This window comes from Mesorhizobium sp. M7A.F.Ca.US.005.03.2.1, from assembly GCF_003997795.1.
GTDB lineage: Bacteria > Pseudomonadota > Alphaproteobacteria > Rhizobiales > Rhizobiaceae > Mesorhizobium > Mesorhizobium ciceri.
In genome coordinates, this window is sequence record NZ_RZRP01000036.1 from 1 (window position 1) to 17,018 (window position 17,018).

The following is a 17,018-nucleotide window of genomic DNA, read 5'->3' on the forward strand; positions in this document are numbered from 1 at the left end:
CCTTCTATACTATGCGCCGAACTCGATTTCGCTGATTGTGCTGGTGATGCTGTTGAAGTCCTTCGGGCTGTCGCGCCCACTGACCGCCAAGACGATCAGTTGGGAGGGAATGTTGTTCTCATTTTTCGCTCGTTGGCCGTGGGTGCTGGCGGGCACGCTGTCGTCGATCCGCGATTATCTGACCAAGTCGTTCGTCGATTTTCGCGTTACCCCCAAGGGCAGTGGCCCGAAAAACCTGCTGCCTGCCCGCGTTATTGTTCCCTATGTGGTGCTTGCAATGGGAGCTTCGCTGCCGGTCCTTCTTGTAGACCGCGCCTCGGACGCCGCCGGCTTCTACTGGTTCGCTGCCTTCAATGCGTTCGTCTACGGATTGCTTGTGGTCGTGATCATCACCAGGCACCTCGTGGAGAACAAAATTTCGTTGCGTTGCAATGCCGCGAAACTCGCCTTGCAGACCTCGCTCGCTGGCGTTGCGCTCTTCGTCCCGGGCGCCGCGTTCTGTGACCGCGGCCTGGAAGGCATATATGGGCTCCAGCAGGGGGCAGGCGGTATGCGCATCGTCAGCGTGGCCTACCCGGTTTCCGGAGCCGGGCGCGGCGGGAGCGGAACCCGCACATTCCATCTTGACCCCGCCTGGAATCCGCCACGCTGACGCCGACAGGCGTCCGTGCGCAAACAACTCCCCTGAACCGCATTTGCCTTGATAGCCGGCCGGCAAGCTGTAGCAGGGCCAGACACGGGCCCAAAAGGTCAAATTTTAATAATATCCGGTCGAGTGCCGAAAGACCGCGCTCATCATATCGTTTGCATGATATTTAATAAGTCTCCCCTAATATACAGCTCATGATGTGAGTGGCGATGGGTCACTCGCGTGGTGCGGAAAGCAAATAAGAGCAATATATCTCCGCGCTCCAGCGACTTGTATTTCATGGCAGGGGATAGCGATGAACAAAATAATGGAAAGAGGGGCAAGGCTCGGCAAGAAACATGCCTGTGCATTTGCCGCGGTTGCATTGATCTCGATGATGTCCGGTTGCCAAAGCATGGATGCCACCAAGACGAGCTCGATCGGCACCAAGCCCGTGGTTCATTCGCTTGGCCAGAGGGTGCACTACGCCAAGGACAAGCGGCTGCATCTGATCAACCGCAAACCGCTCACCAAGATGACCAACGTGACGCGTACGAGGGAGGAGGCCTATGCGGCCTTCGTGCGGCCGCAGCGGGTCGGCAGGCCGGCGACGGTGAAGGTCTCCTACAGTCTGGGCAATGGCGGCCCGCTCCTGGGTCATTCGCCCTGGATATGTGGTCCGAGCGGTTTCGGCCAGCGCGCCAGCTGCCGTTCGCGTTACTAAGCCATCAGACCTGAAGCGCGGCCGATTTGACTGCTGCCGGGTCTTTGCCGGGGGGGCGCGAGTGGAGGGCGGGAGGTTTGCGCAGACGTTGCGCTTTGCCTCTTGCCCTCCAACCGCCATGCGTTCGTTAGGCGCGGACCTCCGTGGCATTCCGATCAGGTCACGATGGTCGGCCCGGGGCGTGCCAGCCGTCATTGTCGCCGGCCGGCGGCCGTAGCCGCGCGACATAGGCCGATGCTCCGTTCGCCTCGTGATAGACGCGTGCCAGCATTTCCGCCAGCACGCCCGACGTCACCATCTGCACCCCGGCGATGAGCAGGAAGAAGCCGGTGAACAGCATCGGGCGCGTTCCGATGTCTTCGGCGAAAAACAGCTTCAGGCAAAGCAGGTAGGCAAGGATCAGCGAACCCAGCGCGCCAAGCACGATGCCGATGCCGCCGAAGAAATGTCCCGGCCGTGTGCGATAGCGCATGAAGAAGTACATGAACACCAGATCGAGCACGACCCTGAAGGTGCGCGAAATGCCGTATTTGGACTGGCCGTGGATGCGGGCATGGTGCGTCACCACCTCCTGCGCGATGCGTCTCGGGGTCGTCACCGTGGCCAGCCATGCCGGGATGAAGCGGTGCATCTCGCCGTAGAGCTTGACGCTGCGGATGACGTTGCCGCGATAGACCTTAAGGCTGCAGCCATAGTCCTTGAGGCGCACGCCGGTGACGCGCGCGATCAGCGCGTTGGCGATGCGCGAGGGCAGCCTGCGCATGAAAAACCCTTCCTGGCGGTCCTTGCGCCAGCCGACCACCAGGTCGAGATCCTCGCTCAGCAGGCGATAGACCATGCGCGGAATGTCGTAGGGATCATTTTGCAGGTCGCCGTCGATCGTGGCGATGACGTCGCCGCGCGCCGCGTCGATGCCGGCCTGCATCGCGGCGGTCTGCTTGTAGTTGCGCACCAGCTCGACCGCATGCACATGCGAGCCGTAATGCACTGCAAGGCGCCTGATCTCGCTCACCGTCGCGTCGGTGCTGCCGTCATCGACCAGCACGACCTCCCAGGGCTGGTCGTAGCCTTCCATCGCCTGGTGGATCCGTGCCAGCAGCGGCTCGACATTTTCGGCCTCGTTGTACATGGGGACGACGATGGACAGCGTATGGTTCGGCATTACCGCGCCGTCAGGCAGTCCCGAAGCAGGGATGGGCAATACGTTCATTGGGATGGCTTCCTTGCAGGTCCGACAGCCGGATTTCCCGGCAGCGTCGATTTCGAGGGAAACAGCCAGGCGATCGCACCCGTGGCGATTGCCGAGCAGAAGATGAACAGGTGCAGCGCCAGCGCCGCCTGCAAGCCATTCTTCATCGTGATTCCGGAGGTGAGCAGCGCCGCCGCTGCTCCCGCTTCATAGGTGCCGAAGCCGGCGACGCCTTGCACCGGCAGTATGGCGGCTCCTTCGGCCCCAACGACGCCTGGAAAGGCGGTCGAAAAGGATGTCCCCAGCAGCATTGCCAACAACCATCCCTGCACAGTGAGCTTCAGCGACCAGTTCGCGATCGTCCACCACCAGCCATAGCGCGAGCGTCCGGTTGCTTCGGTGAACACATCTCGGAGCTTGCCGAGCTTCGCCACGATCTTGCCGCGGCCGGCCCAGTCATGCGGCGCACGCGCCCAGCGCGGCAGGTACCAGGCGGCGGTGATCAAGACGGCCCCGCCCGCAATCCTAATCGCCGGATGCAGGCCCGGCCATACAGCCAGGGCCAGCACGCCGACGACGAAGGCGTCCTGCAGCCTGAACCACAGCAGTGAGGCGCTGGCGCGCATGATCGGTATGCCGAAGACCTGGCGCAGGAGCAGGGGAAAGGCCGTCTCGCCGCCGCGAAAGGGCACGACGTTGATCATCGCATTGTGGATCAGAATGACGCGCAGGCAGGCGCCGAAGCGGCCATGCACCTCGTCGCGGAACTCGTCGCAGACGCGCAGCGCACGCAAGACATAGGTGGCGAAGAACGCGATCGTCGCCACGGCGAAGGTGCCGGGCGTGATGCGGGCAAAGGCGTCGCCGACCATGCGCCAGCGCGAGTCGCTGGCGAGCCAGGCCAGCAGGGCCAGCGTCACAATGATCGAAATCGCTCGTTTCAACAATTCCTCCGGTCGCAACCGTCGAATTCCGCCAGCCGTAGAGATATTTGAGCTTGCTGGCCGGCTTGTCTCGCTTAGCTTGCTGCGTTGGGCAGGCGAGGGCGGGTCGGCAAGGTCGCTGACCGTCGCCGGATTTCCAACGTTTGCCTGATCCCCAGCCCATAAGCCCAACGGCCTGACCAGATCAAGGCCGGCTGATTTCATAAATCAGGAGGTTGTCCGAATCCAGCCGCTTGGTCCCGATCTTGTTGAGATAGTCGATCACCCCGTCATGATGCTCGATGAACGGCCGTTTCTGACTGTCTTCGGCATCCTTTGCCACGCCGAACCAATCCGCGCCTTGCGTGCGAAGTTCCTCAAGCTGTGCTATCGCGATGGCATCGTCCTCGACGAACCTGGACCACTCCACGTCGCCGCCACCAGGCGGAAACACCCACCCGCGCGCCCTGCTGTAATAGACTGCGACGGGATCTCCCACCTCCGGAGCGATGGCCACGACAAGATCGCCAGGTTGGGCCCTGCGCGCCAGCTCGTCGCCAAGCAACTTTCCATTCATGGCGAAGGGCGCCTTCATCGTCCGGACGAGGGGAAAAGTCGACCAGACAAGCATAGCGGCCGCGATGCAAATCGACCGCAGAATTACCCCAGGAGACGAAACGGTTTTGGCTCCAAGCGTCGCCAGGACGACCGCGCCACGGCCGCAAAACATCGCAAATGGCACATGGAATATATGATAGTTCCATGGATTGGTCGTGATCTCACGTGCCGCAGCGAGATAAACAACAGAGGCCGCTGCAAGCCATATGAAAGGTATGGCCGAAAGAGCGCGTTCTTTCGATTCCGCGACTGGCTGGGGCGGCATCCAGAATCCGACCGCCATCAAAATCATGAACGGATAGCCATAAAACCACCAGACCGACGTGTTCCAAACAGATTTGAAATAGAAATCGTTGTTGAAAAACGTCCAGAATCCAGAATCCCAGATGTATCCGCTGCCCGCGACATGAAAGGGCGGATAGGTTCGCCCGAGATAAATGGCCCAGCTGTAGTAGGCGCCGATGACGAACAGGCTGACCAGTCCGCTTATGAATACTTTGGCCGCATGCTTTCGCCGATTTTGCAAAAGCCAGCAAACCATCAGATAGAATATGACGCCTCCAGCAGCCAAACCCGGTGGTTTTGCAAGCACACCGAGGGAAAAGCTGGCTGTGGCGAAGGGGAGCAGCCACGCGCTGCCTCCCGTCCAGTATTTCGTGAAAAGCCAGACGCCCAAGGTTACCAGAGCCAGCATCGAGGGGTCGGGAAGGAACGAGCTGTCGATCATGATCGCCGCCGGCATCAGCGCATAGGCAAGTGCCGCGGCGTGGGCGTGCGTCTCGCCCCAGCATAGCGCCGTTAGTCTGTGCAGTGAAAACACCGTCACCAAGCCGAAAAGGGCCGCAATCATGCGGCCGAACCAGTCGTGCCAGCCAAAGAGTTGGTAGAGTATGGCGGTCAGATAGCTGACGATCTGGAACTCGCGGCCCTGATAGCTTGGCCCGGGCCCGGTCCAGCTGACCTCGGGGAAGAAGATGTTCCAGCTGCGCTGCTGGAAATTGTCGGCCATCATCGCGGTACTTGTTTCGCGCCAGCTGAAGGCATCGACCAGCGGCAAGGTTATGTTGTGGAACCTGAACAGGATCGCAATGAACAGTATCCCCAGCAAGATCGCCATGTTGGGGCTCACGGTGTTGCGAGCAGTCGTTTCCCGGACGGTCGACTGCTGCCGGTATTGCTGACCTTCAGCCTGGTTCAATTCCGGGTCGCCCGCCATTTGAAACCGCGTCCTCCCTCACGTCTGCGGATGTTGCTTTTGAGTGCGATTGTCAGAGTTGGGCAGAGCATATGACACATTTCTTAATTTTGACGACAGCGGGATGCGCACATCTGGAACGGTTGTTGTCCGTCCGCTCGCAAAGGTTGACATCACCGTTCTCGCGACTGTTAAATAGTTCATACGGCTGTCAGAGCGATGATAGTGCTACCTTGGGCAAAACGGGCATGCGAACGCCAATTGTACTGACAGCTCTGACCGGATTGCCACCGCATGGTGTCGACCGTCGACGCAAACATTGTCGGTTCGCAACTTGTATGCAACTCATGTTTCTCCTGGCCCTCTGCGGCCAGACGGCGCTTTCGGGAACGGCGCATGCGGCTGCCGCCAAAGACGGCAGACCAGCGGGAACGGTCATCGCACCGGCTCCAACTGCCTACGAGCTGCAGCTTCTTTATGCCGACCGCACATGGATATGGAAAAACGGCGCGGCCTTTTTCGCGCAGGACAATCGACGTCTCCAGGCCTGGACGTCCGGGCAGGACACCACGTCTGTCGCGGAGGGCAGATGGCTGGTGACCAAGGACGGCAAGATGTGCATGGAGCTCGCCTGGCGATCGAAAGGTTACACCGGCGAGCAGCACCGCACCTGCTACAGCCACCGCATTCAGGGCCGGAATATCGAGCAACGCAAGGATCCGGACGGGGAATGGTACGGTTTCAAGCGATCTCCCGAGGATCCTTCCGACGAATACAAGAAGTTCGAAGCAGGCGACACCAAGGGCGCGCAGTTCGAAGTGACCCGCAAGCTGGTCGATGCCAAAAAGTAGGCCGCGCTTCCGGCCGCGCTGAGATGGCCTGGCTGTTCTTCCCGTGCGCCTGTCGTGGAACCCGCGAATCGCTTATAGTTGAGTGGCTCGGCAGGCGCGATCGGCGCGCCGATCGCATTTAATCGCATTCAATTGCATCACCCGGACGACAAGACGATGGCCTGCCATACGGTTTTGATGAAATTTAATAATTAGTGATATCTAATATAACGTGTGATGTGCGAGTGGTCACTCATGCGGCGTGGAAGCGGCCCAAGTATAGTATGTCGCAATGCGCCCCTGGCTTATACTTGATAGCAAGGGACAGAGGATGAGAAATTCCGCGAGCGTATTTCGCTCAAGCAAGAATGTCGTATCTATTGCCGCGGCTGTGGCGCTGAGCTCTATGGTTGCAGGTTGTCAAGGTATGGACGCAACTGAAACCGGTTCGGTCCTTATCAGGCCCATCGTCCACCCGGTCCGCAGTCAGCCCGCGGTCCAGCCCGTGCAGGCCAGATTTCTCGTGCGCTCGCTCCGGGCCGACCTTCCGATCCAGATGACAAGCACAATAGGGACCGAAAGTGCCTACGCCTTTGCACCGCCGCAACGGATCAAAGCCAGCACGCCGGCGCCGGTGAACATCTCGTTCAATCCGGGCGATGGCAGCACGTTCTCGGGCGGCTCGCCTTATATCTGCAGCCCTAGCGGATTTGGCCAGCGCGCGAGCTGTCACCCCCGCTATCTCTGACCCGTCGGGCGACGACCGGCGCTGCCGCCCTCACTGGCGGCAGTTTCATGGGCCTGGTCTTCAGTCCGAAAAAGGGAGCGGCCGTCCTGACAATCGTATCGATGTCTGAAAGCTCCGGCACAAAGCCAAGATGTTCGCGTGCGCTTCCCGGGTCGGCGTAGAGCTCCGCCGGATCTCCGGGGCGTCGGCTCCTGAACACTGCCGGAACCGGCCTCGACGTCATTCGGCCGACCGCCTTGACAATCTCCTTGATGGAGACGCCTCGCCCTGTGCCGAGATTGACCGCAAGGCTTCGCCCGCCACCCTCGAGATGCATGAGCGCTTTCAGGTGGGCGCGGGCCAGATCGGTGACGTGGATATAATCCCTTACGCAAGTGCCGTCCGACGTGTCGTAGTCGGTGCCGAAAACCTCGATCGCGTCGATGATGCCCGATGCGGCCATGAGCACTCTGGGAACCAGATGGGTTTCCGGCGAATGCCACTCACCGAGCTCGCCATCGGGATCGGCGCCACAAGCATTGAAATAGCGCAGGATCGCAAATTTCATTCCGTACGCGGACGCATAGTCGCCGATGATCTGTTCGCCGATCAGCTTGGTGCGCCCATAGGGGCTGATCGGATTTTGCGAGGAGGTCTCGCGAACCGGCAACGCCTCCGGCACGCCGTAGGTCGCACAGCTGCTGGAGAAGATGATGTTTTCGATCGAACTCGCGCGTGCGGCATCGAGCACCGCGATGGTGCCTGTCACATTGGTCGAATAATATTCGGCCGGCTCGCGAACGGACTCTCCGACATAGGCCAGCGCAGCAAAATGGATCACGGCCGTCGGCCGGTGCGTTTCCATCGCCCGCCGCAGTGCATCCCGATCCCGGATATCGCCGACGACAAGCGGCCCCCAGGCGACGGATCTCTCATTGCCGCGGCTCAGATTGTCGAAAACCACCGGCATGTAGCCGGCGGCGGCCAACTGCTTGCAGGTGTGGCTGCCGATGAAGCCGGCTCCACCCGTCACCAGGACCGCCGGCCGGCTCATGAAGCAGCAGCTCCTCTGGCGGTGTGACTTCCGTAGAGCAGGGTATCAAAATACTCGACGGTACGCGCGAGCCCCTGGCTCAAGCTGATTTTCGGCTCCCAGCCGAGATTGGCCCTGGCAAAGGAGATGTCCGGCTTGCGTTGCCTGGGATCGTCGACGGGCAGCGGCCGATGCACGATCTTCGATCGGGCGTTGGTGTAATCGACGACCAGCGTCGCCAGTTCCATGATGGTGAATTCGGCAGGGTTGCCGAGATTGACCGGGTGGGCGGGCGCGTTCGGCGCATTCATCAGCCGGATAAAGCCCTCGATCAGGTCGTCGGCATAGCAGAAGGAGCGCGTCTGCTGGCCGCTGCCATAGACGGTCAGGTCCTCGCCGCGCAGCGCCTGGACGATGAAGTTCGAAACCACACGTCCATCGTCGGGCTGCATGCGGCGACCGTAGGTGTTGAAAATGCGGGCGACACGAATATCGAGACCATAGGTTCTCGAATAATCGAAGAACAGGGTTTCGGCCGAGCGCTTGCCTTCATCGTAGCAGGAGCGCGGCCCGTGCGTGTTGACGTTGCCGAAGTAGCTCTCGGGCTGTGGATGCACGAAGGGATCGCCATAGACTTCGGACGTCGAGGCCTGGAATATCTTGGCCTTGTTCTGTCGCGCGAGTTCCAGAAGGTTCAGCGAGCCAAGCACGCTTGTCTTGAAGGTGTGGATCGGATCTGCCTGGTAGTGCGGCGGAGAGGCTGGGCAGGCGAGATTGTAGATCTCGTCGCACTGAAGGTCCGAAGGCAGTGCATCGACGATGTCGTGCTCGATGCAGCTGAAGCTCGGATTGCGCTGAAGGGCATTGAGATTGTATCTTTTGCCGGTGTGGAAATTGTCCAGCGCGACAACGTCGTATCCGTCCCGCAAAAGACGTTCGCACAGATGCGAACCTAAAAATCCCGCTCCTCCGGCGACAAGGGCGCGTCGTCGGCTTTGGCTGGCGTCCTTTTGGCTGCCGGATTCCAGTTTCAGAACCTTGACAAGCTTAGTCATGCTTTCCTCATACGCACCGAACACGCTACCGCCGGGCCGGGACAAAGCATCGCCCGGCCACGTTCCTGAGAACGTGGCAAACCTCCGCATCTGCGGAACCGCCATCACTGATGTGCGTCAATTGTTCTTTGGCTTTCGCGAAGCTGGTGCGACTACACAACCTCCGTGCTGCCGCTCAGCATTCTCCGCGCCCCGAAATCGCGATCACACGCCCGGTGTCACCATCGATTGCTCGCCCAAATTGCACATCCCAACGCATCGAAAATATACCTGTGGAAATTATAGTCAACTAAATTAGCAATTTCTTAACCAAATGCGCTCGCGAATGGTTAATCATGAAAGCGGCTACGGCCTCTCGGATCGAAGCATGGCGCACAAGGCAAATCCTGTTTACGAATCAGCATATTGGCTCGATCGACGTCAACATGTTGCCGGACGCGGCAAGCTGTCCCTTGAGGTAGAATCAAAACCTGACAGCAAGAACGGCCAAGAATGAGCCGACAGCAATATTCAGCGCGGCGCGCGAAATACACGGCTTAATTTTTGAGCGCATAGGTAGAACGTTATCGGCATTGTTGCGCAGCCACGCCGCCAATCTGGTTGCGCTCGCACCCCGCACGGTCCACCTCCAGGGTGGCTGCCGCAACTGGCCATCGCCTTTTGGCCGTCGGGGCGCTATTGGCAAGGTTACGATACGCCATGGTGATGTGAATGCGCTTTCTGTTTGTCCTGATCCTGCTTGTCGGCGCCGGCGTCGGTGTCATCTATCCCTGGGCGATGAGCAATTTCTCCGGGCACGAGATCGGCACCTGGCGGGTCTATGAGCAAGGCCGTTTCAAGCCGCTGACGGTGCCGCTCTCCGGCCGCGATGCGCCGGTGCGGGTGCTGGTCGACCTGACCGCAAGAGCCGAGCGCATCGTCTCGCAGCAGCGCACCGTGCTGACGCTGACCGCCGCCAGCAATGGCCGCACGGTGCTCGCCTCGACGCTGCAGTTCAACCATTCCGACAATCCTCGCCAGGCCAGCCCGCAACTGCCCGACAAGATCTTTCGCGACGAGGCCGGCGTCATCGCGACCGTCAGCCCGGGTCCCTACGTCTTCACCGTCGGACCGGGTGATGCCGACGACATACCGATGCGGGCTGTCGATCTCATCCTGCGCTCCGGCGCAGGCGAGATCGACAGCCGTGCACGGCCGGTCGGCTTCGCGCTGATGGCGATCGGCCTGATCGGATTTTTGCTGACCTTGCGCACTCGAGGCGGTCGGCCGGAAAATCCGAACTCTCAGCCGCCACCGCCGCGCTGGGGCAGGGGCTGATGCATGTCGCCCAAAAGTGTGCAGCGGTTTTGGGACAACGACATGCATAACGGCACAAGACGATGAACTACCGCCACGCTTACCATGCCGGGAATTTCGCCGACGTCGTCAAGCATGTCGTGCTGACGCGCTTGCTCGAGTATCTGAAGCAGAAGGACAAGGCGTTTCGGGTCGTCGACACCCATGCCGGCATTGGCCGCTACGATCTGTCGTCGGCCGAAGCGCAGAAGACGGGTGAGTGGCAAGGCGGCATCGGCAGGCTGATCGATGCCCCGTTTGCCGCGCCGGTGGCAGCACTGCTCGCGCCTTATCTGGAGACAATACGGTCGCTCAACCCTGAGGGTGGCATCCAGAAATACCCGGGCTCCCCGTTGATTGCGCGCCATCTCATGCGCAAGCAGGACAGGCTGACCGCGATCGAGCTGCACCCCAAGGATGCCGCGAGGCTGAGGACGTTCTTTGCCGGCGATTTCCAGGCCCGGATCATCGAACTCGATGGTTGGCTCGCGCTCGGCGCCCATCTGCCGCCGAAGGAGAAGCGCGGCCTTGTTCTCATCGATCCGCCATTCGAGGAAGCGGGTGAGTTCGATCGCCTCGTCGACGGGCTCATAAGGGCGCACAAGCGCTGGCCAGGCGGCATCTACGCGCTCTGGTATCCGATCAAGGACCGCAAGGCGATCATCGCTTTCCGCAAGGCGCTGAAGCAATCGGGCATCCCGAAGCTGCTCGACATCGAATTCGAGATCAGGCCGGCCTCTTTGGAACCCAGCCTCGACGGCAGCGGTCTGCTGGTGGTCAATCCGCCGTTCACGCTGGAGGGCGAGCTGCGGACGCTGCTGCCGGCCCTGCACAGGCTGCTTGCGGTGGGGCGGCCGGCGCACTGGTCGTTGGAATGGCTGGCCGGCGAGCAGGCTTGAGGCGGGCTCATTGACGACCCGGGACCCGCGCTCTTTTGGATCCGGGCATGAACGTGCCAGAGCCATTCCGGTGCCGTGTAAATTCGGCTTTGGTCGAAAAGCAGTTTCAAACTGGGAAACCATTGTCAACGCAACCGCTTGACCGCCGCCGAGCGAATCCGCACAGTGCGCACAATCGACCTTGAGAGGCTGCCATGACTCGCTTCGCCAAATCCGCTCTTGCCGCCCTGATTTCGCTCTGCACCCCGCTTGCCGCGCCTCTCGGTATCACCCAGACCGTGCAGGCCGCCGATCTTACGGTCTATTCCGATGAAGACAGCGGGGTCTGCGGTCAGCCTTGGGTACTGAACAAGATCACCAGCCGCTTTTCCTATCAGGTGCATCACGTGCCGCATCTGCCGGATGTAGAGATCACTGATTTCCGGCGCATTCACCAGCATCGCTATCTGGCGGCCGACGATACCTGGCCGATCGGTCGCCGTTATTGCGGGGCCACCGTCAGCCTGTCCGACGGCCGCGATCGCACCATCTGGTACCTGATCGAGGAAGGCCAGGGCTTTGCCTCGATCGGCGACAATGTCGAATTCTGCGTCTCGGGCTTCGACCGCTGGATGGTCTACAACGGCCGCTGCCGCATTCTGCGCTAAACCCGGTTTCCCCTTCCAATCTCTTTCGCGCCTGTGGCTTGATCGGCTGCAGGCGTTTTTCGTGCTGCGTTGACAGCTGGCGCGATCCGTCGCATAGATATGAGGCAGACCTGTCTCACCACCTTGGTATGCGCCATGACACCATCGCCCGTTTCCGATAAGCGCCAGCACGTCCTTGAAACGGCCTACGTGCTGTTCAAGCGCGCCGGTTTTCATGCGACGGGTATCGACCGGATCATCGCCGAAGCCGATGTGGCCAAGATGACGATGTATCGCCACTTCCCCAGCAAGGACGAATTGATCGTCGAGGTGCTCGACTATCGCGCTATGCGTTTCGACCGCCAGCTCGACCGGCTCGCCCAGGAGGGCATTCCGCCGGAACAGAAAATCGGAAGGATCTTTGACTGGCATGCACGCTGGTTCCGCAGCGCCGATTTCCATGGCTGTCTGTTCGCACATGCATTGGCCGAGTTCGGCGATCCCGGGCATCCGGTTTTCAAGGCCGTTGTCAGGCAGAAGAACGGCCTCAAGCGGCGCATGCGGTCTATCCTCGAAGAGATGATGCCGCGCGGCCGCGCCGAAAGCGTGGCGGCGACACTGCTTATGCTGATCGAAGGTGCGACCTTGCTGGCGCAGATGGGGCCGGCCGACGCCGCCATTCGCGACGCCCGCAAGGCGGCCATGGGCATCGTCGCTGCTTCGCGTAAGTCCCAATGAGCCCGCTGGTCATCGGGCTCGCATTGTTTGCGGCGATCCTGCACGCAACCTGGAACGCGTTCCTGCGCACGGGGGCCGACAGGTTGTGGACCGTCACCGTCATGAGCTTTTCCAGTACGGCGCTCGCCATCCCCTTAGCCTTCTTCCACGCCCTTCCGGCCGCGCCGGCCTGGTCCTACATTGTGCTCTCGGCCTGCCTGCAGGTTGGCTACAGTTTGTTTCTGGTGGCCGCCTACAGATATGGCGAGCTGGGACAGGTCTATCCGATCGTTCGCGGCAGCGTGCCGCTGCTCGTCACGCTCGGCGGGTTCTTCCTGGCCAACCAGCAGCTCACTCTGCCGCAGACCATCGGTGTCGCGCTGGTCGCGGGCGGCATCATGGGCCTTTCTCTCGGAAGGGGCAGGGCCGCCACGACATCGATACTCTATGCGCTGGCAACGGGAGCGATCATCGCCGCCTATGCGACGGTCGATGCGCTCGGCGTTCGGGCGGCGGGAAACGCCGGCGCCTATACCGCATGGGTGCTGCTGATCTACGGCGCGTTGCTGCCGGCGGCCTTCGTCGCCTGCCGTGGCCGGCTCACAGTCGACCTGGGTGCGCCGGAAACCTGGAAGGCGCTGGGCGGCGGCCTGTTTGCACTTCTGGCCTACGGTGTCGTGGTCGCGGCCTTCGCGCTCGGACCGGCCGGTCCGATCACCGCGATCCGCGAAACCAGCGTCGTCTTCGCGGCCTTCATCGGACGTCTGTTCCTCGGCGAGGTGCTGACGCCGCGGCGGGTCGGCGCCTGCGCCATCGTCGCGCTCGGCGCCATCTGCCTCGGCTATCAGCCGTGACGGAAATGCGCATCGCGCAGTTTCTCGATTTTCCTGATGGCGCCGACAGGTAAACCGGCTAGTCTGGACTCCCGAGAGCGGCATTACCCTCGGGAGTTTTCATGGATCTCGCGACCTCGCTTGCCTTTGCGGCCGCCTTCTTCGTGTTCGCTGCCAGCCCGGGTCCGGACAACATGACGATCATCGCGCGCACAATCTCCAATGGCGCCGCGTCGGGCATCGCCTACGGTGCCGGCACCGTGGTCGGCATCCTCATCTTCCTGATCCTCGCCGCCTTCGGCCTGTCGATCGTCGCCGCCAAGATGGCGATCGTCATGACGGTGCTTCGCTATGGTGGAGCGGCCTATCTGGTCTGGACGGGCATCAGGCTGTGGATGGCGGCGCCCGTCATTCCCGAACTGCAGCCCATCTCAGGACGGCGAGGGCTGTTGATGATTTTTGCCACCGGCATCGCGCTCAATCTTGGCAATCCGAAAATGCCGTTGTTCTACATTGCGCTGTTGCCTAGCGTCGTCGGCGCATCGCTCGACGCAGGTCATCTCGGTGTGCTGATGATGGTGATCGTGGCCGTCGAGGTCGTGGTGATCGGCGGTCATGTCGTCCTCGCCGGTCGCGCCCGCAGCCTGTTGCGCACACCAAGGATCGTACGCCGGGTGAACCGCGCGGCGGGCGGTGTGATGATCGGCGCCGGCGTTGCCGTTGTTGCCGCGCGCTGAGCGGATTGCCCAGTCATCACGCTATTTCCTGCGCGCCGCCGCCTCGGCCTGATCGAGGATCTTGCGCAGGAATGCGGCATGGCCGCGGAACGCGCGCCGTCCGCTCGTCGTCGCCCTGACGCGCGTCTGCGGCCGGCGGCCGACGAACAGCTTTTCGATGTCGACATAACCAGCCCTGGCCAGCGTATCGAGATGCGCACCGAGATTGCCGTCGGTGACGTCCACGATGGCTTTCAGCCCGGTGAAATCCAGCGTTTGCCGCCTTTCCAGCATGCTCAGCGCCGCCATGATCCTGAGCCGAGTGCTCTGGTGGATGATTTCGTCGGCACTCATCGATTGGCTCCGGCGCAGCCAAGCCGGAGGCCGCCGACAACCATGCTGCCGCCGTGGCGGACCGTCTTGGCAATCTCGAACGGCGACAGCGCCGCTTGCTCCTGTGCGATCGACATTGAAATGCTCCAGCATGCTGTACAGAATACTCTGCCATGTAGAGTTATCTGTCAATTCACGAGCAGGCCGATCTGCGTTCGTGCTTGACAAGACGATGCACCGATCGGCTGTCGCATTGCAGTATAGATCGTCCGCCTGCACGAGATGATCGCACCGATGAGGCAGCGGTCATGATATCGGCGACCGACGATCGACACGCAAAGCTGCTCGCTGATCTTCGGAGCTTCACGAGAGGAGCGCTTCCGCGGACTGTGGAGAATGTCGGCGACACATTCTAGCCAATGGTCGAAGATCAGAAGTGAATTTCTGCGACGATCAGCACGACCATGTGCCGATCGTAACCGAAATTTAAGCTGCGAAAATCAGTCTATTGCTTCGCTGGCTAGCAAGCCGCGAGTCAGATATGCATGAGCGCGCCGGGTCATTACGGCCGTCGGCACAAAGGAAGGGGCATCGCATGGCTAAGCAGTCATCCAAAGCGCCGGCGTCCAAGGCACCGGCAAAGAAAGCACCCGCAAAAGCAGCGACGGCAAAGGTCGCAGCTGCAGTGAAGAAAGCAGCACCTGCTGCCAAGCCGAAGGCCGCGGCGGCCAAGGCAAAAGCAGCACCGGCCAAGAAGCCGGCAGCGAAAGCTGCGGCGAAACCGGCAGTGAAGAAGGCGGCACCCGCCAAGGCAGCGGCAAAGCCGGCTGCCAAGGCGGCACCGGCCAAGAAGCCTGCAGCGAAAGCTGCGGCGAAACCCGCAGCGAAGAAGGCAGCAGCACCTGCCAAGAAACCGGCTGCCAAGGCTGCACCAGCCAAGAAGCCGGCTGCCAAGGCTGCTCCGGCAAAGAAGGCTGCGGCAGCGAAATCTTCAGCGCCGGTGAAGAAAGCGGCACCTGCGGCCAAGCCGAAGGCAGCGCCCGCGAAGGCCGGCAAGAAGTAGTCGCGCTTCCCTCGCCGGGGGCGGTGCCGAAACAGTCAAGGGCGGGTGCCTCACAGGGCGCCCCGCTCGTTGTTTAGGCAGTCGGAAGGCGAGAACAGAGGCGGACGGAGGATATCTTTTCGCAGCTCCCAGGACTTCGCCATAGGGCGGAGTCCGGTGGGGCTTTTTTCGTGTCATTCATGCGGGTGATGAAACATCGGCGCGAGGCTCGTCGGTCTTGCCAGTCGGCTGGCGGCTTCGCGCGATCCCGGCAACCATGGTGATGAAGCACCGTCTTCATGGAGCGCTCGCTAAACGGCCCTGGCCGCTGCGTCGCTCGCTGGCGGCTGGGTTTTCCGCTTCTGGCCATTGCCCGATCGCGCCCGATCGGTCAACACTGCCGGCCTGCAAAACAGGAAACGGATCATGCCCAGACTGCTCTATGCGTCGTCTTCTCCCTACAGTTCCAAGGTACGAATGGCGGCAGCCTATGCCGGCATCGCTGTCGATCTGGTGCCGATCAAGACCGAGGAGAAGCCGGCCGACTTGATGATCGCCAACCCGCTCGGCAAGATTCCGGTTCTGGTGCTCGACGACGGTCGCTCCATCCATGACAGTCGCGCCATCACCCAGCATCTCAACCGTTTGTCGAAGAGCGCGCTTTTTCCACGCAATCCCGACAAGCGGCTCGAGGCAGAAGTGCTGGAGGCATTGGCCGACGGCATTTGCGACTGTGCGCTGTCGATGGTCTATGAACGGCGCACGCGGCCTGAGGAGATGGTCTATCAGCCCTGGCTCGATCGCCAGTGGGCGAAGATCACGGCGGCACTCGACCTGCTCAACGCCAACCCGCCGAAGCTGCCGAAAAAGATCACCGCCGGCCAGATGGCGCTGCGCGCCTGCCTTGGCTATCTCGCGCTGCGCTTTGCCGGGAAATGGGAGAAGGGTCGCGCCCGGCTGACGCGGTGGGCGGCACGCTTCGACGAGAAGTTTCCAGAACTGAAGCCCTGCATTCCCGGTTGACCGCCCATTACCCGAATAGATTTACCCGGAAATCACGCGAGCATAAAAAAAGCCGGGCGCGAGGCCCGGCTTTTTCGTGTCGTGGCTTGAACGACTTAGAACTTCATACCGACGCCGAAGGTGACGCGGTTGTCGGTGGCCTTGACCTTGCCGATGCCATCGAAGCTCTTGCTGCCGAAGTCGGTGTAACGATACTCGACGCGACCGAAGACATTGTCGGTCAGCTTGATGTCGGTGCCGAGACCAGCGGTCCAGCCGAGCAACGTGGCGCGGTCCGAACCGTATACGTCGTCTTCGACCTTCAGGCTTCTTCCGGCGAGACCGCCGGTGCCATAGAGCAGGATTTCGGGGGTCACGGCATAGCCGAGACGGGCTCGCAACGAACCCTCGAAGCCGGCCTTGGAATTGACGCCAGAATCGTCGCCCTTGACGCCGTTGTAGCCGAGTTCGGCTTCAGCGCCGTAGACGAAGTTCTCTTGCTGCCACTGATAGCCGCCGAAAACGCTGCCGACGAAGCCCTTGGTGCCGACGTCAACATTGTCAACACCCAGATCCTTTTCCTTGGTATGGCC

Annotated in this window: 17 protein-coding genes and 1 pseudogene; 11 read left to right on the forward strand and 7 right to left on the reverse strand. The window is 61.2% G+C overall.

All coding sequences use genetic code 11. The features are described 5' to 3' along the window. Together EN991_RS03850 and EN991_RS03855 are read left to right on the forward strand one after the other, a co-directional pair. Positions 1-652, forward strand: a pseudogene (locus EN991_RS03850) (N-acetylglucosaminyltransferase); the annotation flags it as partial. Positions 653-944: 292 nt separating this feature from the next. Next, on the forward strand, positions 945-1,352 hold the full coding sequence (locus EN991_RS03855; RefSeq protein ID WP_013532500.1) for a hypothetical protein: 408 nt from the start codon (positions 945-947) through the stop codon (positions 1,350-1,352). A gap of 160 nt (positions 1,353-1,512) precedes the next feature. On the opposite strand, the gene EN991_RS03860 is transcribed toward EN991_RS03855, so the two are convergent. The 3 genes from EN991_RS03860 to EN991_RS03870 all read right to left on the reverse strand — a co-directional run bounded on the left by EN991_RS03860 (position 1,513) and on the right by EN991_RS03870 (position 5,298). Next, the gene (locus EN991_RS03860; protein WP_198032118.1) at positions 1,513-2,514 is read right to left on the reverse strand and encodes a glycosyltransferase family 2 protein; all 1,002 of its coding nucleotides are present in this window, start codon (positions 2,512-2,514) and stop codon (positions 1,513-1,515) included. 44 nt (positions 2,515-2,558) lie between these two features. Beyond that, complete coding sequence (locus tag EN991_RS03865) at positions 2,559-3,485, reverse strand: lysylphosphatidylglycerol synthase transmembrane domain-containing protein (protein WP_027162713.1); 927 nt, start codon at positions 3,483-3,485, stop codon at positions 2,559-2,561. A 184-nt stretch (positions 3,486-3,669) separates the two neighbouring features. After that, positions 3,670-5,298 carry a glycosyltransferase family 39 protein gene (locus EN991_RS03870; protein ID WP_127368185.1) on the reverse strand — a complete coding sequence of 543 codons (1,629 nt, stop codon included), beginning with the start codon at positions 5,296-5,298 and terminating at the stop codon, positions 3,670-3,672. A 212-nt stretch (positions 5,299-5,510) separates the two neighbouring features. Between EN991_RS03870 and EN991_RS03875 the strand changes: the two genes are divergently transcribed. Continuing rightward, positions 5,511-6,128, forward strand: a complete 618-nt coding sequence (locus EN991_RS03875; RefSeq protein ID WP_245460891.1) for a DUF995 domain-containing protein — start codon at positions 5,511-5,513, stop codon at positions 6,126-6,128. 680 nt (positions 6,129-6,808) lie between these two features. Here the strand turns inward: EN991_RS03875 and galE are convergent. Both galE and EN991_RS03890 read right to left on the reverse strand, forming a co-directional pair. Further along, the gene (galE, locus tag EN991_RS03885) at positions 6,809-7,888 is read right to left on the reverse strand and encodes a UDP-glucose 4-epimerase GalE (RefSeq protein ID WP_063171800.1); all 1,080 of its coding nucleotides are present in this window, start codon (positions 7,886-7,888) and stop codon (positions 6,809-6,811) included. Next, positions 7,885-8,922 (reverse strand): UDP-glucuronic acid decarboxylase family protein, encoded by a 1,038-nt coding sequence (locus EN991_RS03890; RefSeq protein ID WP_024504301.1) that lies wholly within the window; start codon positions 8,920-8,922, stop codon positions 7,885-7,887. Before EN991_RS03890 ends, galE begins: the two co-directional genes overlap by 4 nt. Positions 8,923-9,633: 711 nt before the next feature. On the opposite strand from EN991_RS03890, the gene EN991_RS03895 reads away from it, so the two are divergent. The 6 genes from EN991_RS03895 to EN991_RS03920 all read left to right on the forward strand — a co-directional run bounded on the left by EN991_RS03895 (position 9,634) and on the right by EN991_RS03920 (position 14,069). Beyond that, entirely contained in the window at positions 9,634-10,239 is a 606-nt protein-coding gene (locus EN991_RS03895) for a hypothetical protein (protein WP_013532492.1), read from the forward strand. Between the two features lie 62 nt (positions 10,240-10,301). Beyond that, positions 10,302-11,156 carry a 23S rRNA (adenine(2030)-N(6))-methyltransferase RlmJ gene (locus tag EN991_RS03900; protein WP_024504300.1) on the forward strand — a complete coding sequence of 285 codons (855 nt, stop codon included), beginning with the start codon at positions 10,302-10,304 and terminating at the stop codon, positions 11,154-11,156. Between the two features lie 194 nt (positions 11,157-11,350). After that, positions 11,351-11,803, forward strand: a complete 453-nt coding sequence (locus tag EN991_RS03905; RefSeq protein ID WP_127368186.1) for a hypothetical protein — start codon at positions 11,351-11,353, stop codon at positions 11,801-11,803. Between the two features lie 135 nt (positions 11,804-11,938). Continuing rightward, a complete protein-coding gene (locus EN991_RS03910; protein WP_127368187.1) occupies positions 11,939-12,520 on the forward strand; it encodes a TetR/AcrR family transcriptional regulator in 582 nt (193 codons plus the stop codon). Next, positions 12,517-13,353, forward strand: a complete 837-nt coding sequence (locus tag EN991_RS03915) for a DMT family transporter (RefSeq protein WP_024504298.1) — start codon at positions 12,517-12,519, stop codon at positions 13,351-13,353. Before EN991_RS03910 ends, EN991_RS03915 begins: the two co-directional genes overlap by 4 nt. 101 nt (positions 13,354-13,454) lie before the next feature. Further along, positions 13,455-14,069: a LysE family translocator gene (locus tag EN991_RS03920; protein ID WP_064993149.1), complete on the forward strand. Its 615-nt coding sequence runs from the start codon at positions 13,455-13,457 to the stop codon at positions 14,067-14,069. A gap of 21 nt (positions 14,070-14,090) precedes the next feature. Here the strand turns inward: EN991_RS03920 and EN991_RS03925 are convergent, their stop codons facing one another. Beyond that, on the reverse strand, positions 14,091-14,402 hold the full coding sequence (locus EN991_RS03925) for a transcriptional regulator (RefSeq protein ID WP_013532486.1): 312 nt from the start codon (positions 14,400-14,402) through the stop codon (positions 14,091-14,093). Between the two features lie 574 nt (positions 14,403-14,976). Here EN991_RS03925 and EN991_RS03935 point away from each other — a divergent pair. After that, positions 14,977-15,444, forward strand: coding sequence for a hypothetical protein (locus EN991_RS03935; RefSeq protein WP_063167706.1), 468 nt, complete (start codon positions 14,977-14,979; stop codon positions 15,442-15,444). A 405-nt stretch (positions 15,445-15,849) separates the two neighbouring features. Continuing rightward, complete coding sequence (locus EN991_RS03940; protein WP_013532484.1) at positions 15,850-16,446, forward strand: glutathione S-transferase family protein; 597 nt, start codon at positions 15,850-15,852, stop codon at positions 16,444-16,446. 95 nt (positions 16,447-16,541) lie between these two features. Here the strand turns inward: EN991_RS03940 and EN991_RS03945 are convergent. Further along, positions 16,542-17,018: outer membrane protein (locus EN991_RS03945; RefSeq protein WP_164768856.1), on the reverse strand; the 477-nt coding region annotated here is incomplete at its 5' end.